This window comes from Sphingobium sp. BHU LFT2 (genome assembly GCF_018604485.1).
Classification (GTDB): Bacteria; Pseudomonadota; Alphaproteobacteria; order Sphingomonadales; family Sphingomonadaceae; genus Sphingobium; species Sphingobium yanoikuyae_A.
The window spans coordinates 380,175-399,570 of sequence record NZ_JAFCGW010000003.1; the positions used below are offsets into that span (position 1 = coordinate 380,175).

Genomic DNA, 19,396 nt, shown 5'->3' on the forward strand with positions numbered 1-19,396 from the left:
CGATGCGCGAGATCATTTTCGACACCGAAACGACGGGATTTGATCCGGCATCCGGCGATCGGCTGGTCGAAATCGGGTGCATAGAGCTTATCAATCGCGTGCCGACCGGCCGCACCTTCCATGCCTATTATAATCCACAGCGCGACATGCCCTCCGCCGCCGAGGCGGTGCATGGCCTGTCGAGCCAGTTCCTGTCGGACAAGCCGCTGTTCCGCGAGGGCGTGGCCGAGCTGATGGATTTCCTGGAGGACAGCCCGCTGGTCGCGCACAATGCGCGCTTCGACTTCGGATTCCTCAATCACGAATTGAAGCTGTGCGCGCGCGACGCCGTGTCGATGGACCGGATGATCGACACGGTCGCGATTGCCCGCACCCTGCATCCCGGCGCCAAGCACAGCCTGGACGCGCTCTGCACCCGGTACGGCATCGACCGCAGCCATCGCGTCAAGCATGGCGCGCTGCTCGACGCCGAACTGCTGGCGCAGCTCTATGTCGAATTGACCGGCGGCCGTCAGATCGGCCTGGGTCTTGCACAGGAGGAAGAGAAAGAGATCGTCAGGGTGGAACTGACGGAAACCGCCGTTGTTCGCCCTGTTCGTCCCGCGCGCGTCTTCACGGCGAGCGCGGAGGAGCTGGAGAGGCATGCCGCTTTCGTCGCGAAGCTGGATAAGCCGCTCTGGCTCGAGGAGGCGCCGCCGGCCTGAACCTGCCGGCGTTTGCCACGTGCCAACCGGGCCGCTGATCCGGCGTCCCGGCAAGAATAAGGAGAAGGCATATGGATATCCGTGTTTCCGGGCATCAGGTCGAGACGGGCGAGGCGCTCAAGCAGCACGTCAGCGACCGGCTGGAAGCGATAGCCGAGAAATATTTCTCCCGCACGATTTCCGCCCAGGTGACCTTCCGACCGGCCCCGCATGGCGCCTTCCATTGTGATATCGTCTGCCATGTGATGACCGGCCTGATCCTGAAGGGCGCCGGCGAGGCGCAGGAGGCGCATCCCGCCTTCGACCAGGCATCGGACCGGATCGAGAAGCAGCTGCGCCGCTATATGCGCCGCCTGAAGGACCGCAGCATCCAGGCCGCCGCGGCCGAGGCGCAGCGCGCCAATGGCTATAGCGTCGATGATATCGACGGCGCGGGCTATACCATCTTCGCCGGTGCCGCCGACGAGGAGGCCGAAGCGGCCGATGCGCCCCTGATCGTCGCCGAAACGCGGGTCGACATTCCCGAGGCCAGCGTGTCCGACGCGGTGATGATGCTGGACCTGCGCAACACCAATGCGCTGCTGTTCCTTAATGCCGGCACGTCGGCCTATAATATGGTCTATCGCCGTCAGGACGGCACGATCGGCTGGGTCGAGCCGCGCGGCTGACCCCCTGCCAAGCCGGGCCGCCTGTTGACCTCCGGGTGCAGGCGGCCTATGGGGCCGGGCTTTAGTTTCTCCGAGCAACGCGCATTTTTTTCGACAGGCTGGGCGCGCCTCGGCTGCCCCCGGAAGTAAAATGGTGCATTTCAACGATATTGTCTCGCCGGACGCGCTGGCCACCGAGGTGACTGTGAACGGCAAGAAGATGCTGTTCCAGAAGATCGCGGCTCTGGCGGCGCAATCCTATGGCGTCGATGCCGAAGCGGCCGCCGACGCGCTGCTGGAGCGCGAGCGTCTGGGCTCCACCGGCTTCGGTGGCGGCGTTGCCATTCCCCATGCCAAGCTGCCGGGCCTCGACCGCATGTGCGGCGTGGTCGTGCTGCTCGATCCGCCGGCGCCGTTCGACGCGGTCGATGATGCGCCGGTCGATGTCGTGTTCGCACTGCTGTCGCCGCAGGACAGCGGTGCCGAGCATTTGAAGACGCTTGCGCGTGTATCCCGCTATCTGCGTGACGAGGCGCAGGTGACGCGCCTGCGCGGTGCCAAGTCGGCCGAGGCGCTGCACGCGCTGCTGGCCGGTGGTGAGGCGCGTGACGCCGCCTGAGGCCGCTGCGCTCGCCAGTGGCGAGGCGGCGCATTTTCGCGCGCTGGAGCATCTCTACAACAGCGCGCCGATCAACGACCTGTTCCTGTCGACCCTGCGCGTGCCGGAACCCGGTCGGTCGGTGATCGATTTCGAGGTCGACGAGCGGCATTTCCATGCCGCCGGCGCGGTGCATGGCACCGTCTATTTCAAGATGCTGGACGATGCGGCCTTCTATGCCGCCAACAGTCTGGTCAGTGATCGTTTCCTGCTGACCACCGCCTTCAACCTGCTGTTCACCCGGCCGATCGGCCCCGGAAAGCTGCGCGCCGAGGGGCGCTGGATCAGCGGCAAGCGCCGCGTCTATGTCGCCGAAGCGAGCATCCTCGATTCGGACGGGGAAGAGGTGGGCCGGGGCACCGGCACCTTCATGCGGTCGCAGATTCCGCTGTCATCGCTGCCGGGATATCATGGCTGAGGACAGTCCGGCCGCGCGGCTGACCAGCGCGATGCTGGTCGGCGCGCTGGTGAAGCGGGTGAATGCCGCCGGCGGATTTGCCATGATCCTGGCCAAGGGCGATGCAATGAGCGGCGTCATCTTGGTCCAGGTGATGGACAAGGGGCGGGAATCCGCAATTTTCGAACGGGTATCGAACTTTCGCGGCGGCCATGCATTGATGCGCTGTGGACCCCCTGCGGAAGAGGGGCCTGAGGCGTTCGCCGCCTATGCCGAACGCCGGCGCAGATCGGACCCCGACCTGTGGCTGGTGGAGCTTGATATCGCGGATGCGGAACGGTTCGCCGCTGAAACGATCTGCTGATCGTTGACTCCTTGCACGCGCGCGGGCAATGGCGGCCAACGCTGAACGCGCAGGTTGCCTGCATTCGTCCACGGGGGGCGGGCCGGTAAACACGCAGACGGGGGGCGGCCGAACGTCACAGAATATCGGTTACAATCGACGTTTCTGGCCAATAACCGCACGATTTTGAGCAATAATGAGTTTTCGTCTGAAGGCCGCGATCATCGCGGCATTTACGCTGTCGGCCGCTGCGGCTGTTACGGCGTCGGACATGTCGAGTGCCAGCGAGGCCTCCCTGTCCACGGTTTCCCTGCCGGAAACCGCCGCGCTGACTAGCGCACCCACGGCCGGCACCAAGCCCGCCGTCGTTTTCGCTGCGCCGCAGGAAGTCGCGCAGTCGCTGGATTCCGGCTCCAAGGCTGGCAGCAATTTTTCGACCGATATCGAGCCCAAGGCCGAGACCCTGGCAGCCCTGGTTGATGCGCAAGGCGCTCCCGAGGATGTCGAAGGCGACATGAAGTGCCTAGCCGGTGCAGTCTATTTCGAATCCAAGGGTGAAACGCTGGAGGGCCAGCTGGCCGTTGCCCGCGTGATCATCAACCGCGCCAAGTCGGGCCGCTTCGCAAGCAGCCTGTGCGGTGTCATCTATCAGCCGAGCCAGTTCAGCTTCGTGCGTGGTCACGGCATGCCGCCGATCAACATCACCAGCGATTCCTGGCGCCAGGCCGTTGCGATCGCGCAGATCGCCCTGGACGACAGCTGGGACAGCCAGGCCGAAGGCGCGCTGTTCTTCCATGCCCGCCGCGTGTCGCCGGGCTGGGGCAAGACCAAGCTGGCGTCGATCGACAATCACGTCTTCTATCGCTGATCCGCGCTCACCGCGCGACAGTGACGCCCTTTTGAAGGCCGGTTCGGACCCCATGTCCGAATCGGTCTTTTCTTTTGTTCCCTTCCTGTTCTAATCTGGTGCCATGACCATCCAAGACGCTTCCCAAGACCTCGATCGCTGTTCACCGCTGACCGACGGGACCGCGCTGGCGGTTGCGCGCGGCACGCTGCGCCTGTTTCATCGCCATGACATGAACGGCATATTGGAAGTGCCGTTGCCCAATGGCCGGCGGGCCGACATCATGGCGATCGACAGCGCCGGGCGCCTGACCATCGTCGAGATCAAGTGCAGCCGGGCGGACCTGCTGGGCGACATGAAATGGCCGGATTATTTCGACTATTGCGACCGCTATTTCTGGGCGGTGCCATCGGGCTTCGACACCAGCCTGTTCGACAGCGAGGCGCTGTGGCCGGCCCGCACCGGCCTGATCGTCGCGGACCAATATGATGCCGAACTGGTGCGCGCCGCGCCGTTCGAGCCGCTGGCCGCCGCCCGGCGCAAGGCAGAGACGCTGCGCTTCGCCCGCCGCGCCGCCCGCCGCCTGTCGGCGCTGGCCGACCCGGATTATGCGGCGGAACTGGGCTGGTAAGGGTTAAATAAAAGGGCGGCCTGGCCGCCCTTTTTCATATCAGAAGACCGGACCCTGGACCGGGCCCTTGGGCGTGGCATTGCTGGCCTTGGCGGAATCGAGCGCTTCGACCAGACCCGGCGTGCGGCTGTCGCGCTCGGCATAGTCGCGGGCGGACATGCCGGCGATGGTGTCGCGCTTGTCCGCATTGGCGCCCTGCGCCACCAGCAGGCGGACCAGGCCGATGTCGCGCAGCTGCACCGCGCGGATCAATGCGGTCTCGCCGCTGCCATTGGTCTTGTCGACCTGGGCGCCGCGGGCGAGCAGCAGGCGCACGCCTTCTTCAAACCGGTTCTGCACGGCGAGCAGCAGCGGCGTGGTGCCATTATTGTCGGCCAGGTTCGGATTGGCGCCCTTCGACAGCATGAAGTTGAGCCATGTCGTGTCGCGGCGGCCGATGACGATGTGCAGCGCGGTTTCGCCGGTGGTGACGTCACGGCTGTTGATCACGGTCGAACCCGGCTTCTGCAGCATTTCGGTCGCCTTGTCGCCGTCAGCGTCCTTCACCGCCTTGAGGAAGTTGTAATTGTTGGAAAACTGGGCCTGGGCCGCAACCGGGGCCATCAGTGCCAGGGTGATGGCGGCAGGCCGCGCCAGAAACAGCCAGGTGGAAAGTCCGCTCTTCATCCCAATCTTCATCGTCGCGCGCCCCGTTCGATTTGCAAATCGGCCCATAGCAAGGCATGGCAGGCGACACCATGAACAAAGCGCTGATCTCGCTCGCCCTGCCGCTTCTGGCCTTGCTGACGGCATGCAATATGGGGGCTGGCGGCAACGCATCAAGCGGCGAGAGCGAACAGGGCAATCTGGTCGGCGCGCGCATCGGCGCGCCCTTCACCCTGACCGACCAGGACGGCAAGACCGTGCATTGGGACGATTATAAGGGCCAGTATCGGATCGTCTATTTCGGCTACACCTATTGCCCGGATGTCTGCCCGGTCGATCTGCAGCGGATCATGCAGGCGTTCAGTGCCTTCGAAAAGGCCGCGCCCGCCCGCGCCGCGAAGGTGCAGCCGATCTTCATCAGCGTCGATCCCAAGCGGGACACGCCGGCGGTGCTGAAGCCCTATGTCGCGGCTTTCCACCCGCGCCTCGTCGGCCTGACCGGCACGCCGGAGCAGATCGCGAAGGTGGCCAAGGACTTCGTCGTCCTCTACAATGCGGAAAAGCCGGAAGGGGCGAGCGACTATCTGGTCAGCCACAGCCGCACGCCCTATCTGTTCGGGCCGGACGGCAAGCCGATCGCGCTGGTGCCGGTGGATGATCCAGGCACGCCGGATGTGGACGAGGGCGCACCCGATATCGTGCGCGCCTTTCTCGAAAAATGGGTCAAGTGACATTTGGACTTCTGGGACAAGCCCCTCGACAAGCTGAACCGCGCCGAATGGGAAGCGCTGTGCGACGGTTGCGGCAAATGCTGCCTGCACAAGGCGGAAGATGAGGACACGGGCCGCATCTATCCGACCAATGTCGCCTGTCGCCTGCTCGACCGGCATAGCGGCCATTGCACCAACTATCCCGACCGGCGGCGGTTCGTGCCGGATTGCGTGCGGCTGACCCCGGCCAAGGTGAAGCAGATCAGCTGGCTGCCGCGCACCTGTGCCTATCGGCTGCGCGAGGCGGGGCTGCCGCTGCCCGAATGGCATTATCTGGTCTGCGGCGATCGCGAGGCGGTGCATCGGGCCAAGGAATCCGTACGCGGCTGGACCGTGGCGGAGGCCGATGCCGGCGATTGGGAACATCATCTTGTCGACCGAGAGCTCTGAGGCAGAAATACTGATCGATGGCGTCGCCATGCCGGTGCGGGTGCGCCGGTCGGCGCGAGCGCGCGCCTACAAGCTGACGATCGACGGGTTGCGCGGCGAATTGCGGCTGTCGCTGCCGGCGCGGGCGAACCTCAAGCGCGCGCTGGGCTGGGCGCAGGGGCATGAGGATTGGGTCCGGGCGCAGATGGCGGTGACGCCGGCGGTGACGCTGCTGGGCGACGGCGCGACCTTCCCGCTGGAAGGGCGCGAGGTGCGCATCTGCTGGATCGCGGGGGCGACCCGCACGATCCGGCTGGAGGGCGACCGGCTGATCCTGGGCGGGGCGGCGGAATCGGTCGGTGCGCGGGTGCTGCGCTGGCTCAGGACGCGGGCCAAGGCGGTGCTGGAGGCGGAGACGCTGGCGATGGCGCAGGATCATGGCCTGATCGTCGCCTCGGTCGGCACTGGCGACACGCGCAGCCGCTGGGGCAGTTGCACGTCGACCGGGGCGATCCGTTATAGCTGGCGGCTGATCCTGGCGCCGGCCTGGGTGCGGCGGTCGACCGTGGCGCATGAACTGGCGCATCTGCTGCACATGGACCATAGTCCCGCCTTCCACGCTGCCCATGCCCGCATCTATGGCGAGGATCCGCGCCCTGCGCGTGCCTGGCTGAAGGCGCATGGGGCGGGCCTGCACCGCTATCAGGCCTGAACCCATGGCGCGCCGGAAACGCTATCTGACCGCCACCATGCCGGACGGCTATGTGCAGAAGATCGGGCCGACCGCCGACCCCTTCACCCATTATTGGCGGATCGTCGCCATACTGGAAAATGGCAAGACCGAAGTGTTCTGGGGCCACACCCGCTCGCTGGCCGAGGCGAAGAAGAAGCGCGCCGCCGCGCCCGATGGCGCGCGGATGCGGGGCTGGACATCCTATCAGTTCGAGATGGTCGAACTGGTGGAAAGCGCGGATTAGCCCCGATGCGGCCAGGCGCCGTCGGCGTCGCCGCCGGGGCAGTCATGGTCGGTATCGCGCGGATAGGGCAGGCCACAGGCGCTGCAGGTGGCATAATGGCCCTGTTTCAGCCCATGGCCGACAGCGACCCGCTCGTCGAAGACATAGCAGTCGCCCTGCCAGCGGCTCTGGGCCTCCGGCATTTCCTCCAGATAGCGCAGGATCCCGCCCTTGAGGTGATAGACTTCGTCAAAGCCGCGCGCCTTGACCAGCGCGGTCGATTTTTCGCAGCGGATGCCGCCGGTGCAGAACATCGCGATCTTGGGGCTGCGGCCTTCGTCGCGCAGCTTCGCGGCGAAATCGTCGAACCAGGCGGGAAATTCGCGGAAGGAGCGGGTGGCCGGGTCGATCGCATTCTCGAACGTGCCGACTGCCACTTCATAGGCGTTGCGGGTGTCGATGATGACGGTGTCGGGATCGGCGATCAGCGCATTCCAGTCCGTAGGATCGAGATGCACGCCAGCCTGATGGGCGGGATCGAGGTCGCCTGCGCCCAGGGTCACGATCTCCGCCTTCACCTTGACCTTCATCTTGCCGAAGGGCGCGCTGTCGGCGGTCGCATATTTGACGTCGACATCGGCGCAGCCGGGCAGAGCGCGGATATGGGCGACCAGCCGCTCGATCGCGTCGGCCGTGCCCGCGACCGTGCCATTGATGCCCTCACGCGCCAGGATCAGCGTGCCGCAGGTGCCAAGATCGGCGCACAGTGCGCGCAGATCGGCGGCGGTTGCCTGCGGGTCGGCGAAGGTGGCGAAACGGTAGAGGGCTGCGACGGTGAACATGGGGAGCCCTATAGGCGCTGGCGCGCATACTTGAAAGCCGGGCGAAGAGGGCGCATAGCCGGGCGATGGTTCCCCTTTCGTTCGCAGGTCATGATTTCCTGGCTTTGCCGGAGGCGGCTTTGTTCTGGCCGGCCCAGGGCGCGCTGCTGGTGGCCGACCTGCATTTCGAGAAGGCGAGCTGGTATGCGCGCTTCGGCCAGTTCCTGCCGCCCCATGACAGCGCGGCGACGCTGGACATGATCGAGGCGCTGGTGGCGCGCACCGGCGCGCGGGCGATCTGGTCGCTGGGCGACAGTTTCCACGATGCCGATGGCGCGGCGCGGCTGGACCCGCGGGCGCGGGCGCGATTGCAGGCGCTGACCGAACGGCTCGACTGGCTGTGGATAACTGGCAATCATGACGTCGGCGTGGCGCAGATGCCGGGCGGACGCCGCGCGGTGGAGGCGGAGGTGGACGGCGTCTGGCTGCGACATGAAGCCGACCCGGCCGATCCCCGGCCCGAGATATCGGGCCATTTCCACCCCAAGCTGCGCCTGTCGCTGCGCGGCCGGCATGTATCGCGCCGCTGCTTCGTCGGATCGCCGACCAAGCTGATCCTGCCGGCGCTGGGCGCGCTGACCGGCGGGCTGGATGCAGGCCATGGCGAGATACAAAAGGCGGTCGGGCCGGGTGCAATGGCGTTGATACCCGTTTCCGACCGATTGCTGCGCTTTCCGCTGACGTAAGCAAACGCTACGGAAACCGGGCGTTAAATTGTTGCTGCTAGGCAACAGGACTATGCGGCCATCATCACGCAACTGCGGAAAAAGCCCGGAATCACGCGATATATTGCGTTATTCCGACTGTGGCAGCATAATCGCGCATAGTCCCGACCCGGCAAAAAGCCAGGCGGGCCAGGAGAGGATGCACATCATGATGCACAAGAGCCTTTGGCTGCTGTCCGCCGGTGCCGTCGCGCTGGTGGGCGCCATGCCGCTTGCCCATGCCCAGGATGCCGCGCCGCAGGCGGCAGTGGACACCGAAAGCGTCGACATCATCGTCACCGCGACCCGCCGCGCCAGCCCGCTGTCCGACGTGCCGATCGCGGTATCGGCGGTCGGCCAGCAGGCGATGCAGAATAGCGGTGCCAATGATATTCGCGCGCTCAATCAGCTGGCGCCGTCCCTGCTGGTTTCCTCGACCGGGACCGAGGCCAATGGTTCGGCCCGTATTCGCGGCATCGGCACGGTCGGCGACAATCCTGGCCTGGAAAGCTCGGTCGCGGTGTTCATCGACGGCGTCTATCGGTCGCGCACCGGTGCGGGCCTCAATGATCTGGGCGAGATCGAGCGGGTCGAGGTGCTGCGCGGGCCGCAGGGCACGCTGTTCGGCCGCAACGCGTCGGCGGGCCTGATCAACATCGTCAGCAAGGCGCCGGAATTCACCCTGGGTGGCATGGCCGAGGCGACCTATGGCAATTATGATTATTGGCGCCTGGCCGGGCGCATCACCGGCCCGATCGCCAAGGGGATCGCGTTGAGCCTGGACGGCGTCTGGTCGAAGCGTGACGGTTTCTACGATCTGGTCGATACCAGCGGCAACAAGGTTGGTGATACCAATGATCGCGACCGCTATTTCCTGCGTGGTCAGGCGCTGATCGAACCCAATGATGCCCTGTCGATCCGGCTGATCGGCGATTATACCAATCGCGACGAAAGCTGCTGCGGCGCGGCCTATGTCGAGACGCGCGAACGACGGCCGGCGACCGGCGGCGGCTATAGCACGGCGCCGTTCAACCGCATCGGCGCTATCCTGGCCGGGCAGGGCAGCGTCTTCCCCGCCGATCCCTATGATCGCGAGCTGACCATCACCGAAGGGCGCGACTATGTCAGCAAGCTCAAGGACTGGGGCGTGTCGGGCGAGATCAACTATGGTCTGGGCGGCGCGAAACTGACCAGCATCACCGCCTATCGCGACTATAAATCCCGCGACTATGGCGATTATGACTATTCGGGCGCCGACCTTCTCTATCGCGATCCCAACACCTATCGCCAGTTCAAGACCTTCACCCAGGAATTGCGGGCGCAGGGTTCGGCCTTCAACGAGGCGCTCGACTGGCTGGTGGGCGGCTATTACGCCAATGAGAAGCTGACGCTGGAAGATAATATCCGCTTTGGCGCGGACTATGGCCGCTTTGCCGCCTGTCGCCTGATGGCGGGTGCGGGCGTCAACAGCAACTTCACTGCGGCGCAACTGGCGGCCTGCGGCAGCGGTCTTGCCACGTCGGCGCTGATCGGCGGCACCCAGGCCAATCTCAACGCCGGCCTGACCGCCGCGCTGATCAATGCCGGATTGCCGGCCGGCGTCGCGGCGGCACAGGCGGGGGCGATCTCCACCGGTCTTGGCAATGGCCTGCGCGCGCTGGCGGCAATCCCGGAAGGCACCGGCGACGTTGCCTCCATCTATCGCCAGAAGAGCGAGAATTGGGCGCTCTTTACCCATAATATCATCCACATCACCAAGCGGCTCGATCTGACCCTGGGCCTGCGCTACACCCATGAATCGAAGAAATTCTCTTCGGATTTCAACAACAACAACGCGACCTGCGCGGCGTTGCAGGCCTCTTCGCTGCCGACGCTGGCGACCAATGCGTCTCTGGGCAGTGCGGCGGCGCTGGCGGGCGGCATCCTGACGCTCGGCTGCCTTGGCAATGGCTCGACCACGCTCAATGCGCTCGACCTCAACGACAAGATCAGTGACGGCGAGTTCAGCGGCACGGCAGTGCTGTCGTGGAAGCCGATCGACGAGATGCTGGTCTATGGCAGCTATTCCAAGGGCTATAAGGCGGGCGGCTTCAACCTCGACCGCTTCCAGCTGGGATCGACCGGCCTGAACACGGTGCCGGCGGTCTATGCGCCGCGCACCAATGCCGATGTGACGAGCCTGCGCTTCGCTGCGGAGAAGGTCGATGCCTTTGAAATCGGGCTCAAATATACTCAGCCGAAATGGAGCGCGAACATCGCGGCCTTCCGTCAGGAGTTCAAGAATTTCCAGCTGAACACCTTCAACGGCACCAGCTTCGTCGTGCAGAATATCAATGGCTGTGACAGCGCCCTGTCGGCGGCGCGGACCTGCGATTCCGGGGATGTCGGGCCGGGCCTGATCAGCCAGGGCGTGGAGCTGGAACTGACCGCTTCACCGGTGCGCCATTTCCGCCTGACCGGCGGCCTGACCTATGCACGGGCGAAATTCGCCAAGCGGCTGGTCGGCAGCGGCGATGGCAGCGTGCCGCTCGATCCGGCGCTGTTCCTGCTGCCCGGATCGATCAACAGCAATGCGCCGCAATTGGTGACGACCGCGAGCATGGCCTGGACGCCGGATATCGGGTCGAACGGCCTGTCCGCGCTCTTCTACATCGATGGCCGCATGATGGGCGACTATAATACCGGGTCCGATCTGTTCCCGGAAAAGGCGCAGGACGGTTTTGCGGTGTTCAATGCGCGCGTCGGCCTGCGGGGCAAGGACCAGCGCTGGGCGGTCGAATTCTGGGGGCAGAATATCTTCAACCAGGATTATACCCAGGTCGCCTTCAGCAGCCCGCTCCAGTCGAGCAGCCCGGCGACATCGACCACCGGTCAGTTCGTGCAGGGCGCGCCGATGGCGAACCAGCTCATCTCCGCCTATCTGGCCGAACCCCGCACCTATGGCATTACCTTGCGGGGGCGTTTCTGATCATCCCCAGGCCGCTCCGGGGGACGGGGCGGCTGACGGGGGCCCGTTCCCCGAACAGGGCGGTGCCGACGCGAATGTCGGTGGCGCCCAGCATCAGGGCGGTTTCGAAATCGCCCGACATGCCCATCGACAGGCGCGGGAGGCCCTCTTCCCGCGCCATTTTTGCGAGCAGGGCGAAATAGGGTGCCGGTTCGACATCGGCCGGGGGCACGCACATCAGGCCGAGCAAGGGGATGTCGGCGTCGCGCGCGGCGGCGATCAGCGCCGGCACATCGGCGATCGGGCAGCCGCCCTTCTGTTCCTCGGCACCGATATTCACCTGGATGAAGCAGGGCAGGCGCTTGCTCGCGGCGTCCATTGCCTTGGCGAGCGCGGTCAGCAGCGAGAGGCGATCGAGCGAATGGATGACGTCGAACAGGGCGACGGCATCGGCGGCCTTGTTCGATTGCAACTGGCCGACCAGATGCAGGGTCAGATCCGAGAATTGCTCGCGCAGGGCGGGCCATTTGTCCTGGCTTTCCTGGACGCGGTTTTCGCCGAAGCCGCGTTGGCCGGCGTGGATCAGCGGAAGGATCGCTCCGGCCGGCTGGGTCTTGGACACGGCGATCAGGTTGATGTCGTCGGCGCTGCGCTGGGTCAGGCGGGCGGCGCGGTCGATCTGGTCGCGCAGGGTGGCGAGGCGGGCCGCAGCTTCGGGGATGTCGGTGGTCATGGCGGCTGCTATAGGCGATGGCCATGCACGCCCGCCACCGCAAAAAGCTGCCCGGCCTATGGCTGATGACCGATGAGCGGGTGGAGGATGCGTCCTTGCTGGCGGCGGCGGCGCGCTTGCCATGCGGGCGCGCGGGAATCGTCTTTCGCCATTATCATACCGAAGCGGTGAAACGGCGCGCGCTGTTCGAGGCATTGCGGGCAATTGCGCGGCGGCGGCGGCTGGTGCTGATGCTGGCGGGCGACGCGCGAACGGCGGCGGCCTGGCGCGCGGATGGCTGGCATGGGCGGGATGGGGCGAAAAATTTCCACAGACTTATCCACAGCCAGGCGGCGCATGACCGGCAGGAGCTTCAGGCGGCGGCGCGCGCGGATATGGTCTTTCTGTCTCCTCTGTTCCCGACCCGGTCGCATCCTGGTGCCGGGGCGCTGGGGCGGATCGGCTTTGCGACGCTCGCGCGGCAGGCGAAGGCGCCGGTGATCGCGCTGGGCGGGGTCAGGGCAAAGCACCGGCATATGCTGCGCGGGATCGGCGCGGCGGGCTGGGCGGCGATCGATGGATTGACCGACCATATATGAATTGGGGTCATGGGGCCTAGCGCGGATGCGGGCCTAATAGCCTGTGGATAAGTCGGCTAGGCTGGGGGACGCCGTCCATTTTGCGGAGACCCGACATGACCGAACCCACCGACGCGCGCCGATCCTTTGGCGATCTGGCGCCTCATCTGGCGGAAATGACCGACAAGACCCTGTTCGGCGAAGTCTGGGCCGATCCGGCACTGTCGCCGCGCGACCGCAGCCTGATCACCATCACCAGCCTCATCTCGCTCTATCGCGGCAATGAGCTGCCCTTTCACCTGCAGCGGGCACTGGACAATGGGCTGACGCGCGCGGAGATCATCGCGACCATCACCCATCTGGCCTTCTATGCCGGCTGGCCGCCGGCGATGACCGCACTGGGCATCGCCCGCAAGCTGTTCGACGATGCGCAGGACTAAGGCGGCGGTGGGCGCATTGACGCTGGCCGCCTTCATGCTGGGCGTCGGGGCCGGGCGACAGGCCAAGGCGCAGGCCGCGCCGGAAAAGCCGATCGTGCGGATCGCGGAGTTGGAGATCGATCCGGCGCAGATCGAGGACTATAAGGCCTATCTGCGCGAGGAGATTGCCGCATCGGTGGCGCAGGAGCCGGGCGTGCTGTCGCTGTCGGCGGTGGCGATCGCCGGAAAGCCGGCGAGCATCCGCCTGCTGGAAGTCTATGCCAGCGACGCGGCCTATCAGGCGCACCTCAAGACACCGCATTTCCTGAAATATAAGCAGGGCACTGCCGATATGGTGCAGTCATTGCGCCTGATCGAGACGGAGCCGGTCATGCTCTGCGCCAAGGGTGGCGGCAGTTACTGTTGACGCGTTGGAGCGATCGGCATCAGGCGATGCCGATCATGCGTATCCCTGCCTTTTCAGGCGATCAGAATTTGAAGATGGTGCCCAGATAGACGGCCTGGTTGTCCTGGCGCTCGTCGGTCATCGGGGTCAGGCGGCCGGCAACGCTGTTGTTGTAGCGGATGCCCGCCGTCACGTTGAGGTTGCGGGTCAGCGAATAGGAGCTGGCCAGATCCAGCGAATAATCCTTGTCCGCGCTCGGGTTGCGGACGGTCGCCGTCGGCTCGCGGCGGCTTTCCAGCAGCACCTTGGTGCTGAAGCGATCCTTCTTGCCGTCATCCAGCGAGAAATTCTTCGCATCGACCATGGTTTCGACCGGAACCGGGTCCAGCGCCTTGCGGCCGGTATTTTCCGGCAGGGCGAACTTGCGCCAGCCATGCTCGCCGTTCAGGCTGAAGCTGACGGGTGCGATGTTGACCGGGACCACCGAGCGGTTGGCGGCAACGCGATCGACGTCGCTGGCGCGGACCATGACGGTGATCGAGCGCTGGCCGCTGAGCGAACCGCTGGTCGGCGTGAAACGGAAATTCTGGCGACCGGCCGAGGCGGCGATCTTCGCATAGGCCGCAGCCAGGCGCGAATCCTTGGTCGTGGGGGTGAAGGAGGAAATGCTGCCCAGCGCGCCGAGCGACACCGGGGCTTCCTCACGCATGCGGACGAGATCGGTTGCGGCGCCAAAAGCGGGCGACAGCATGAAGCCAGCGACGGCGATCGCCGAGCCTGCCAATGCCAAATGTCCCCGTTTCACGCGCATGATTCGAATCTCTTCCCCACCGGTTATTTTTCAAGACGCATTAGACACCAAAAAGCGCCATTGACCAGAGGCGCTATCCGCTTTTTGTCTGAGCTGTTGCACAGAGCACACAGACTCCGAGGACGGGTTGCGACGATCCGTGGCGTGTCGGACCCGCGCGCCCCCTTGCCCAATGGCGCGCGTCGACTATAGAAGCGGGGCGTTTTTCGTCTTTTTCAAGCTAGGACATGCCTGATGGTCCGTCGCCTTCCCGTTACCCTTTCCTCCGGTCTTCTGCTGGCTGCGCTCCTGCCGCTTGCCGCATGCGGGGGCGGCGCGAAGGAACGGCCCAAGGCCGATCTGGCCGCGTCGAAGGTCACCACCATCGGCGTCAACGCCTATCTGTGGCGCGCCAGCCTGGACACGCTGTCCTTCATGCCGATGGTGCAGACCGATTCCAACGGCGGCGTCATCGTCACCGACTGGTATACCAATCCCAACACGCCGAGTGAACGGATGAAGGTCACCGTGTCGATCCTGGACCAGGATCTGCGCGCCGACGCGCTGCGCGTGGCCGCCAGCCGCCAGGTCAACCAGAATGGCCAGTGGGTCGATGCCCCGGTGCAGGCCGCGACGGTGCAGAAGCTGGAAGAGATCATCCTGACCAAGGCGCGCGACCTGCGTCGCATGGCGATCGGCTGAACCACCCCTTTCGGGCGCGACTGATACGGTAACGCCCTGTTTTCAAACCATCGGGGCTGGGCTTTTACAGAGCCCAGCCCGCTTGCATTTGTAAGGACATGACATGCAAAGGCGCTTCAACCCGCTGGAGGCCGACGCCCGCTGGCAGGCCGTCTGGGACGAGAAGCAGAGCTTCAAGGCGGATGATGCCTCGACGAAGCCGCGCAGCTACGTGCTGGAGATGTTCCCCTATCCGTCGGGGCGCATCCATATCGGTCATGTCCGCAACTACTCGATGGGCGACGTGCTGGCCCGCTTCCGCCGGATGACCGGCCATGAAGTGCTGCATCCGATGGGCTGGGACGCGTTCGGCATGCCGGCCGAAAATGCGGCGATGGAAAAGAAGGTGCATCCGGGCGAATGGACCCGGTCCAACATCGCCAATATGCGCGCGCAGCTGAAGAAGCTGGGTTTCGCGATCGACTGGAGCCGCGAACTCGCGACCTGTGAGCCGGACTATTATGGCCATGAACAGGCGCTGTTCCTGGACATGCTGGAATCGGGCCTGGTCTATCGCAAGGAAAGCCAGGTCAACTGGGATCCGGTCGACATGACCGTGCTGGCGAACGAGCAGGTGATCGACGGGCGCGGCTGGCGCTCGGGCGCGCTGGTCGAGAAGCGCAAGCTCAACCAGTGGTTCCTCAAGATCACCCAGTTTGCCGACGATCTGCTGGAGGGCCTCAAGACGCTCGACCAGTGGCCCGACAAGGTGCGGCTGATGCAGGAAAACTGGATCGGCAAGTCGGTCGGCCTGCAGTTCAGCTTCAAGCCGGTCGCGCCGTTCGACAGCGCGATCGAGGTCTATTCGACCCGTCCCGACACCATTTTCGGCGCCAGCTTCGTCGCGATCGCCGCCGACCATCCGGTCGCGCAGGCCGTCGCCGCGAACAATCCCGACGCGGTTGCCTTCATCGAGAAGTGCAAGGAAGGCGGCACCACCGCCGCCGAGCTGGAAACGGCGGAGAAGCTGGGCTTCGACACCGGCCTGACGGTCGCGCATCCGTTCGATCCTGATTGGCACCTGCCCGTCTTCATCGCCAATTTCGTGCTGATGGACTATGGCACCGGTGCCGTCATGGGCGTGCCCGCGCATGACCAGCGCGACCTCGACTTCGCGCGCAAATATATGCTGCCGGTCGAGCGTGTCGTCGCGCTGGACGGCGAAGCCGACAAGCCGATCCATGACGAGGCCTATACCGGCCCCGGCAATCTGGTGAATTCGCGCTTCCTGGACGGCATGGCCGTCGAAGCCGCCAAGGCCGCCGTCATCGCGCGCGCCGAGGGTGAAGGCTGGGGCGCGGGCAAGACCGTGTTCCGCCTGCGCGACTGGGGCGTGTCGCGCCAGCGTTATTGGGGCACCCCGATCCCGGTCATCCATTGCGATGGTTGTGGTGTGGTGGGCGTGCCCAAGGATCAGCTGCCGGTGAAGCTGCCCGAGGATGTGACCTTCGACATTCCCGGCAATCCGCTGGACCGCCACCCGACTTGGAAGCATGTCGATTGCCCGTCCTGCGGCAAGCCGGCGCGGCGCGAGACCGACACGCTCGACACCTTCGCGGATTCGAGCTGGTATTTCATCCGTTTCGCCAGCCAGCCCGAGGACAAGCCGTTCGATCGTGCGACCGTCGAGCAGTGGCTGCCGGTCGGCCAATATATTGGCGGCGTGGAACATGCGATCCTGCATCTTCTTTACGCCCGTTTCTGGACCCGCGCGCTGCAGCATATGGGCCAGCTGGGTTTTGCCGAGCCCTTCACCGGCCTGTTCACGCAGGGCATGGTGACCCACGAGACCTACAAGGCCGGCGATGGCAGCTGGCTGTCGCCGCAGGAAATCAAGAAGTCCGGCGACGACTATATCCATATCGAGAGCTGCGCGCCGGTCACGGTCGGCCGCGTCGAGAAGATGTCCAAGTCGAAGAAGAATGTCGTCGATCCCGATGACATCATCGAACAATATGGTGCCGACGCCGTGCGCTGGTTCATGCTGTCGGACAGCCCGCCCGAGCGCGACCTGCCCTGGACCGAGGCTGGCATCGAGGGCAGCTGGCGCTTCGTCAACCGCGTCTGGCGCCTGTTCGGCGAAGCCGATGCGGCGGCGGAAGGCCAGGACAAGGCGCTCGACCGCAAGCTGCACCAGACGATCGACGGCGTCGCCAAGGATATCGAGGCGCTGGGCTTCAACAAGGCCGTCGCCAAGATCTATGAGTTGGTGAACGCGATCGAGAAGGCCAAGCCGTCGGCCAGCCGCACCGCGGCGATCCGCGCACTGGCGCTTCTGGTCGCGCCGATGACCCCGCACCTGGCCGAAGAGGGCTGGGCCGAGATGGCGCAGCCGGGCCTGATCGCCGAAGCCGCCTGGCCGGCGGTCGATCCGGCACTGCTGGTCGAGGATGAAGTGACCATCGCCTGCCAGGTGATGGGCAAGCTGCGCGACACCATCACCGTGCCCAAGGGCACGCCGAAGGACGAGCTGGAAAAGCTGGCGCTGGCCGCGCCGAACGTCGTTCGCACGCTGGATGGCGCCACCCCCAAGAAGGTGATCGTGGTGCCCGATCGTCTGGTCAATCTGGTCATCTGACCTGTGCCCGTCACCCCGACCTTTGGTTCGACAAGGGCGGGGTGACGGGATAAGGATCATGCCCATGAAGCGCATCCTTCCCCTCGTCGCCCTGACTCTCCTTACCGCCTGCGGGCTGCGCCCGGTCTATGGCGGCGGCAGCCATGGCGCGGTGGCGCAGGGGCTGGGTCATGTCGAAGTGCAGGATATTGCGGGCAAGGGCGGCTGGCTGATGCGCAACGCGCTCAACGACCGGCTTGGCGCGATCAGCAATGGTTCCGGCCCCAGCTACAAGCTGGTGGTGAAGCTGGACGACCAGATCAGCGGTTTCGGTTTGCGGTCCGACGCGGCCATCACCCGTGAGCGGCGCACGCTGCGGGCGCGCTATCAGCTGATCGACGAAGCGACCGGTGCGCAGGTGCTGGACGACAGCGCCGGGTCGGACGCCGGCATCAACGCGACGTCGAGCGAATATGCGACGATCGCGGCGGAAGACACGGCGCTGGAGCGGCTGTCGGAGATCGTGGCCGACCAGATCGTCACCCGCCTGGCGCTGTATGCGACGCGCAAGGAAGGCGCCCAGGCGGCGCCATCGCCGGCCCCGTCGTCGGCGGCGTCGACCGGCCAGTGAAAGCCAATCGCGGCCAGATAGAAAAGGCGCTCGACGCGCCGCCGTCGGATATCCGCTTCTTCCTGCTCTATGGTCCTGACGAGGCGGGCAGCACGGCGCTCGCCAGGCGGCTGGAGCGGGCGATGGGGCCGGGGGCCGAGCGGGTCGACCTGGACGTGGCCACGCTGCGCGAGGATCCGGCGCGGCTGGCGGACGAGGCGGCGTCCTTCTCGATGTTCGGCGACAAGCGCTGGGTGCGGATCAACGGCATGGGCGATGAATCGCTGCCGGCGGTTACGGCGTTGCTGGAGGCGGAGGCGGCGGGCAATCCGGTGATCGCGATTGCCGGTGCGCTCAAGGCGACGTCGAAGCTGGTCAAGCTGGCGCTCGACCACAAGGGCTGCATGGCCTTCATCTCCTATCAGCCCGATGCGCGCGAGGCCGAGCAGATCGCCATGGCGACCGCGCGCGAGAACGGCCTGCGCCTGCCGCAGGAACTGGCGCGCCGCATCGTCGACCTGGCCAATGGCGACCGGGCGCTGATGGGAATCGAGATCGAGAAGCTGGTCCTCTATCTCGACGCCGCGCCGGAACAGCCGCGCGAGGCGACGGCGGAGGCGCTGGACGCGCTGTCGGCCGACAATCCCGATTCCGACGCGGCGCCGCTGGTCAATGCGGTGTTGGGCGGCGACCTTCGGGCGATGCACAAGGAACTCAATAATCTGGCGGAGATCGGCGCGGCCATGGCGTCGGTGATCCGGCCGCTGCTGACCCGTGCCATGCTGATCGCCAATATCCGCGCGGATTTTGACAGCAGCGGGCGGCTGGAGGCGGCGGTGGAATCGGCCGGCAAGGCGGTCTTCTGGAAGGAGAAGGGGCTGGTCACCCGCCAGGTGCGGCTGTGGGACGCGACCGGCATCGCCCGCGTCATCCAGCGCCTGGCCCAGGCCGAACGGTCCAGCCGCGGCGGCAAGGGGCTGGGCGATCTGCTGGTGCGGCACGAGCTGCTGGCGATCGCCCGACAGGCGGCGCGCGAGCGGGCCTGATCGCGGACTTGATAAGGGCTTCGGCGGACGCCATATTG

At 65.5% G+C, this 19,396-nt stretch carries 24 protein-coding genes; 20 read left to right on the forward strand and 4 right to left on the reverse strand.

Going from position 1 to position 19,396, the window contains the following annotated elements; genetic code table 11:
* Positions 1-2 precede the first annotated feature (2 nt).
* The 7 genes from dnaQ to JQK15_RS09130 all read left to right on the forward strand — a co-directional run bounded on the left by dnaQ (position 3) and on the right by JQK15_RS09130 (position 4,227).
* Entirely contained in the window at positions 3-704 is a 702-nt protein-coding gene (dnaQ, locus tag JQK15_RS09100) for a DNA polymerase III subunit epsilon (RefSeq protein ID WP_004209199.1), read from the forward strand.
* A gap of 71 nt (positions 705-775) precedes the next feature.
* On the forward strand, positions 776-1,372 hold the full coding sequence (gene hpf, locus JQK15_RS09105) for a ribosome hibernation-promoting factor, HPF/YfiA family (RefSeq protein ID WP_010335785.1): 597 nt from the start codon (positions 776-778) through the stop codon (positions 1,370-1,372).
* A 130-nt stretch (positions 1,373-1,502) separates the two neighbouring features.
* Entirely contained in the window at positions 1,503-1,970 is a 468-nt protein-coding gene (locus tag JQK15_RS09110) for a PTS sugar transporter subunit IIA (protein ID WP_010335784.1), read from the forward strand.
* Positions 1,957-2,427 (forward strand): PaaI family thioesterase, encoded by a 471-nt coding sequence (locus JQK15_RS09115; RefSeq protein ID WP_017499440.1) that lies wholly within the window; start codon positions 1,957-1,959, stop codon positions 2,425-2,427. The genes JQK15_RS09110 and JQK15_RS09115 overlap by 14 nt, the downstream gene beginning before the upstream one ends.
* Complete coding sequence (locus JQK15_RS09120; RefSeq protein WP_004209195.1) at positions 2,420-2,770, forward strand: DUF1491 family protein; 351 nt, start codon at positions 2,420-2,422, stop codon at positions 2,768-2,770. Before JQK15_RS09115 ends, JQK15_RS09120 begins: the two co-directional genes overlap by 8 nt.
* 175 nt (positions 2,771-2,945) lie before the next feature.
* Complete coding sequence (locus JQK15_RS09125) at positions 2,946-3,617, forward strand: cell wall hydrolase (RefSeq protein WP_214865033.1); 672 nt, start codon at positions 2,946-2,948, stop codon at positions 3,615-3,617.
* A gap of 103 nt (positions 3,618-3,720) precedes the next feature.
* Positions 3,721-4,227 carry an MmcB family DNA repair protein gene (locus tag JQK15_RS09130; protein ID WP_214865035.1) on the forward strand — a complete coding sequence of 169 codons (507 nt, stop codon included), beginning with the start codon at positions 3,721-3,723 and terminating at the stop codon, positions 4,225-4,227.
* Between the two features lie 39 nt (positions 4,228-4,266).
* Here the strand turns inward: JQK15_RS09130 and JQK15_RS09135 are convergent, their stop codons facing one another.
* Positions 4,267-4,905, reverse strand: a complete 639-nt coding sequence (locus tag JQK15_RS09135; protein ID WP_214865037.1) for an ankyrin repeat domain-containing protein — start codon at positions 4,903-4,905, stop codon at positions 4,267-4,269.
* A 44-nt stretch (positions 4,906-4,949) separates the two neighbouring features.
* Between JQK15_RS09135 and JQK15_RS09140 the strand changes: the two genes are divergently transcribed.
* Genes JQK15_RS09140 through JQK15_RS09155 form a run of 4 tightly spaced genes read left to right on the forward strand, consistent with a single transcriptional unit; the run spans position 4,950 to position 6,988 of the window.
* Positions 4,950-5,603: an SCO family protein gene (locus JQK15_RS09140; RefSeq protein ID WP_037508898.1), complete on the forward strand. Its 654-nt coding sequence runs from the start codon at positions 4,950-4,952 to the stop codon at positions 5,601-5,603.
* 3 nt (positions 5,604-5,606) lie between these two features.
* A complete protein-coding gene (locus JQK15_RS09145) occupies positions 5,607-6,032 on the forward strand; it encodes a YcgN family cysteine cluster protein (protein ID WP_214865039.1) in 426 nt (141 codons plus the stop codon).
* Positions 5,989-6,723 (forward strand): M48 family metallopeptidase, encoded by a 735-nt coding sequence (locus JQK15_RS09150; protein WP_375178286.1) that lies wholly within the window; start codon positions 5,989-5,991, stop codon positions 6,721-6,723. Before JQK15_RS09145 ends, JQK15_RS09150 begins: the two co-directional genes overlap by 44 nt.
* 4 nt (positions 6,724-6,727) lie before the next feature.
* Complete coding sequence (locus tag JQK15_RS09155) at positions 6,728-6,988, forward strand: hypothetical protein (protein WP_214865041.1); 261 nt, start codon at positions 6,728-6,730, stop codon at positions 6,986-6,988.
* On the opposite strand, the gene trhO is transcribed toward JQK15_RS09155, so the two are convergent.
* Positions 6,985-7,809 carry an oxygen-dependent tRNA uridine(34) hydroxylase TrhO gene (trhO, locus tag JQK15_RS09160; RefSeq protein ID WP_214865043.1) on the reverse strand — a complete coding sequence of 275 codons (825 nt, stop codon included), beginning with the start codon at positions 7,807-7,809 and terminating at the stop codon, positions 6,985-6,987. The genes JQK15_RS09155 and trhO overlap by 4 nt on opposite strands.
* A 65-nt stretch (positions 7,810-7,874) precedes the next feature.
* Here trhO and pdeM point away from each other — a divergent pair, with 65 nt between their 5' ends.
* Both pdeM and JQK15_RS09170 read left to right on the forward strand, forming a co-directional pair.
* Entirely contained in the window at positions 7,875-8,534 is a 660-nt protein-coding gene (pdeM, locus tag JQK15_RS09165) for a ligase-associated DNA damage response endonuclease PdeM (protein ID WP_214865045.1), read from the forward strand.
* A 190-nt stretch (positions 8,535-8,724) separates the two neighbouring features.
* Complete coding sequence (locus JQK15_RS09170) at positions 8,725-11,520, forward strand: TonB-dependent receptor (protein ID WP_214865158.1); 2,796 nt, start codon at positions 8,725-8,727, stop codon at positions 11,518-11,520.
* Here JQK15_RS09170 and JQK15_RS09175 read toward each other — a convergent pair.
* Positions 11,498-12,232, reverse strand: coding sequence for a YggS family pyridoxal phosphate-dependent enzyme (locus JQK15_RS09175; RefSeq protein ID WP_214865046.1), 735 nt, complete (start codon positions 12,230-12,232; stop codon positions 11,498-11,500). The two genes, JQK15_RS09170 and JQK15_RS09175, sit on opposite strands and share 23 nt — an antisense overlap.
* Positions 12,233-12,255: 23 nt before the next feature.
* Between JQK15_RS09175 and JQK15_RS09180 the strand changes: the two genes are divergently transcribed.
* From JQK15_RS09180 to JQK15_RS09190, 3 genes are all read left to right on the forward strand, one after another.
* Positions 12,256-12,810 (forward strand): thiamine phosphate synthase, encoded by a 555-nt coding sequence (locus JQK15_RS09180; RefSeq protein WP_214865048.1) that lies wholly within the window; start codon positions 12,256-12,258, stop codon positions 12,808-12,810.
* Between the two features lie 95 nt (positions 12,811-12,905).
* Positions 12,906-13,229, forward strand: a complete 324-nt coding sequence (locus JQK15_RS09185; protein WP_010335771.1) for a carboxymuconolactone decarboxylase family protein — start codon at positions 12,906-12,908, stop codon at positions 13,227-13,229.
* Positions 13,216-13,635 (forward strand): putative quinol monooxygenase, encoded by a 420-nt coding sequence (locus JQK15_RS09190; protein WP_235681931.1) that lies wholly within the window; start codon positions 13,216-13,218, stop codon positions 13,633-13,635. The genes JQK15_RS09185 and JQK15_RS09190 overlap by 14 nt, the downstream gene beginning before the upstream one ends.
* A gap of 61 nt (positions 13,636-13,696) precedes the next feature.
* Here the strand turns inward: JQK15_RS09190 and JQK15_RS09195 are convergent, their stop codons facing one another.
* Entirely contained in the window at positions 13,697-14,425 is a 729-nt protein-coding gene (locus JQK15_RS09195; protein ID WP_004209179.1) for a hypothetical protein, read from the reverse strand.
* Positions 14,426-14,659: 234 nt separating this feature from the next.
* On the opposite strand from JQK15_RS09195, the gene JQK15_RS09200 reads away from it, so the two are divergent.
* The 4 genes from JQK15_RS09200 (at position 14,660) to holA (ending at position 19,358) form a co-directional block, all read left to right on the forward strand.
* Positions 14,660-15,106, forward strand: a complete 447-nt coding sequence (locus tag JQK15_RS09200) for a DUF3576 domain-containing protein (protein ID WP_004209178.1) — start codon at positions 14,660-14,662, stop codon at positions 15,104-15,106.
* Between the two features lie 103 nt (positions 15,107-15,209).
* A complete protein-coding gene (gene leuS, locus JQK15_RS09205) occupies positions 15,210-17,723 on the forward strand; it encodes a leucine--tRNA ligase (RefSeq protein WP_214865050.1) in 2,514 nt (837 codons plus the stop codon).
* A 64-nt stretch (positions 17,724-17,787) separates the two neighbouring features.
* Positions 17,788-18,333 (forward strand): LPS assembly lipoprotein LptE, encoded by a 546-nt coding sequence (lptE, locus tag JQK15_RS09210; RefSeq protein ID WP_099231167.1) that lies wholly within the window; start codon positions 17,788-17,790, stop codon positions 18,331-18,333.
* Positions 18,330-19,358 (forward strand): DNA polymerase III subunit delta, encoded by a 1,029-nt coding sequence (holA, locus tag JQK15_RS09215; RefSeq protein ID WP_004209175.1) that lies wholly within the window; start codon positions 18,330-18,332, stop codon positions 19,356-19,358. The genes lptE and holA overlap by 4 nt, the downstream gene beginning before the upstream one ends.
* Positions 19,359-19,396: the final 38 nt, after the last annotated feature.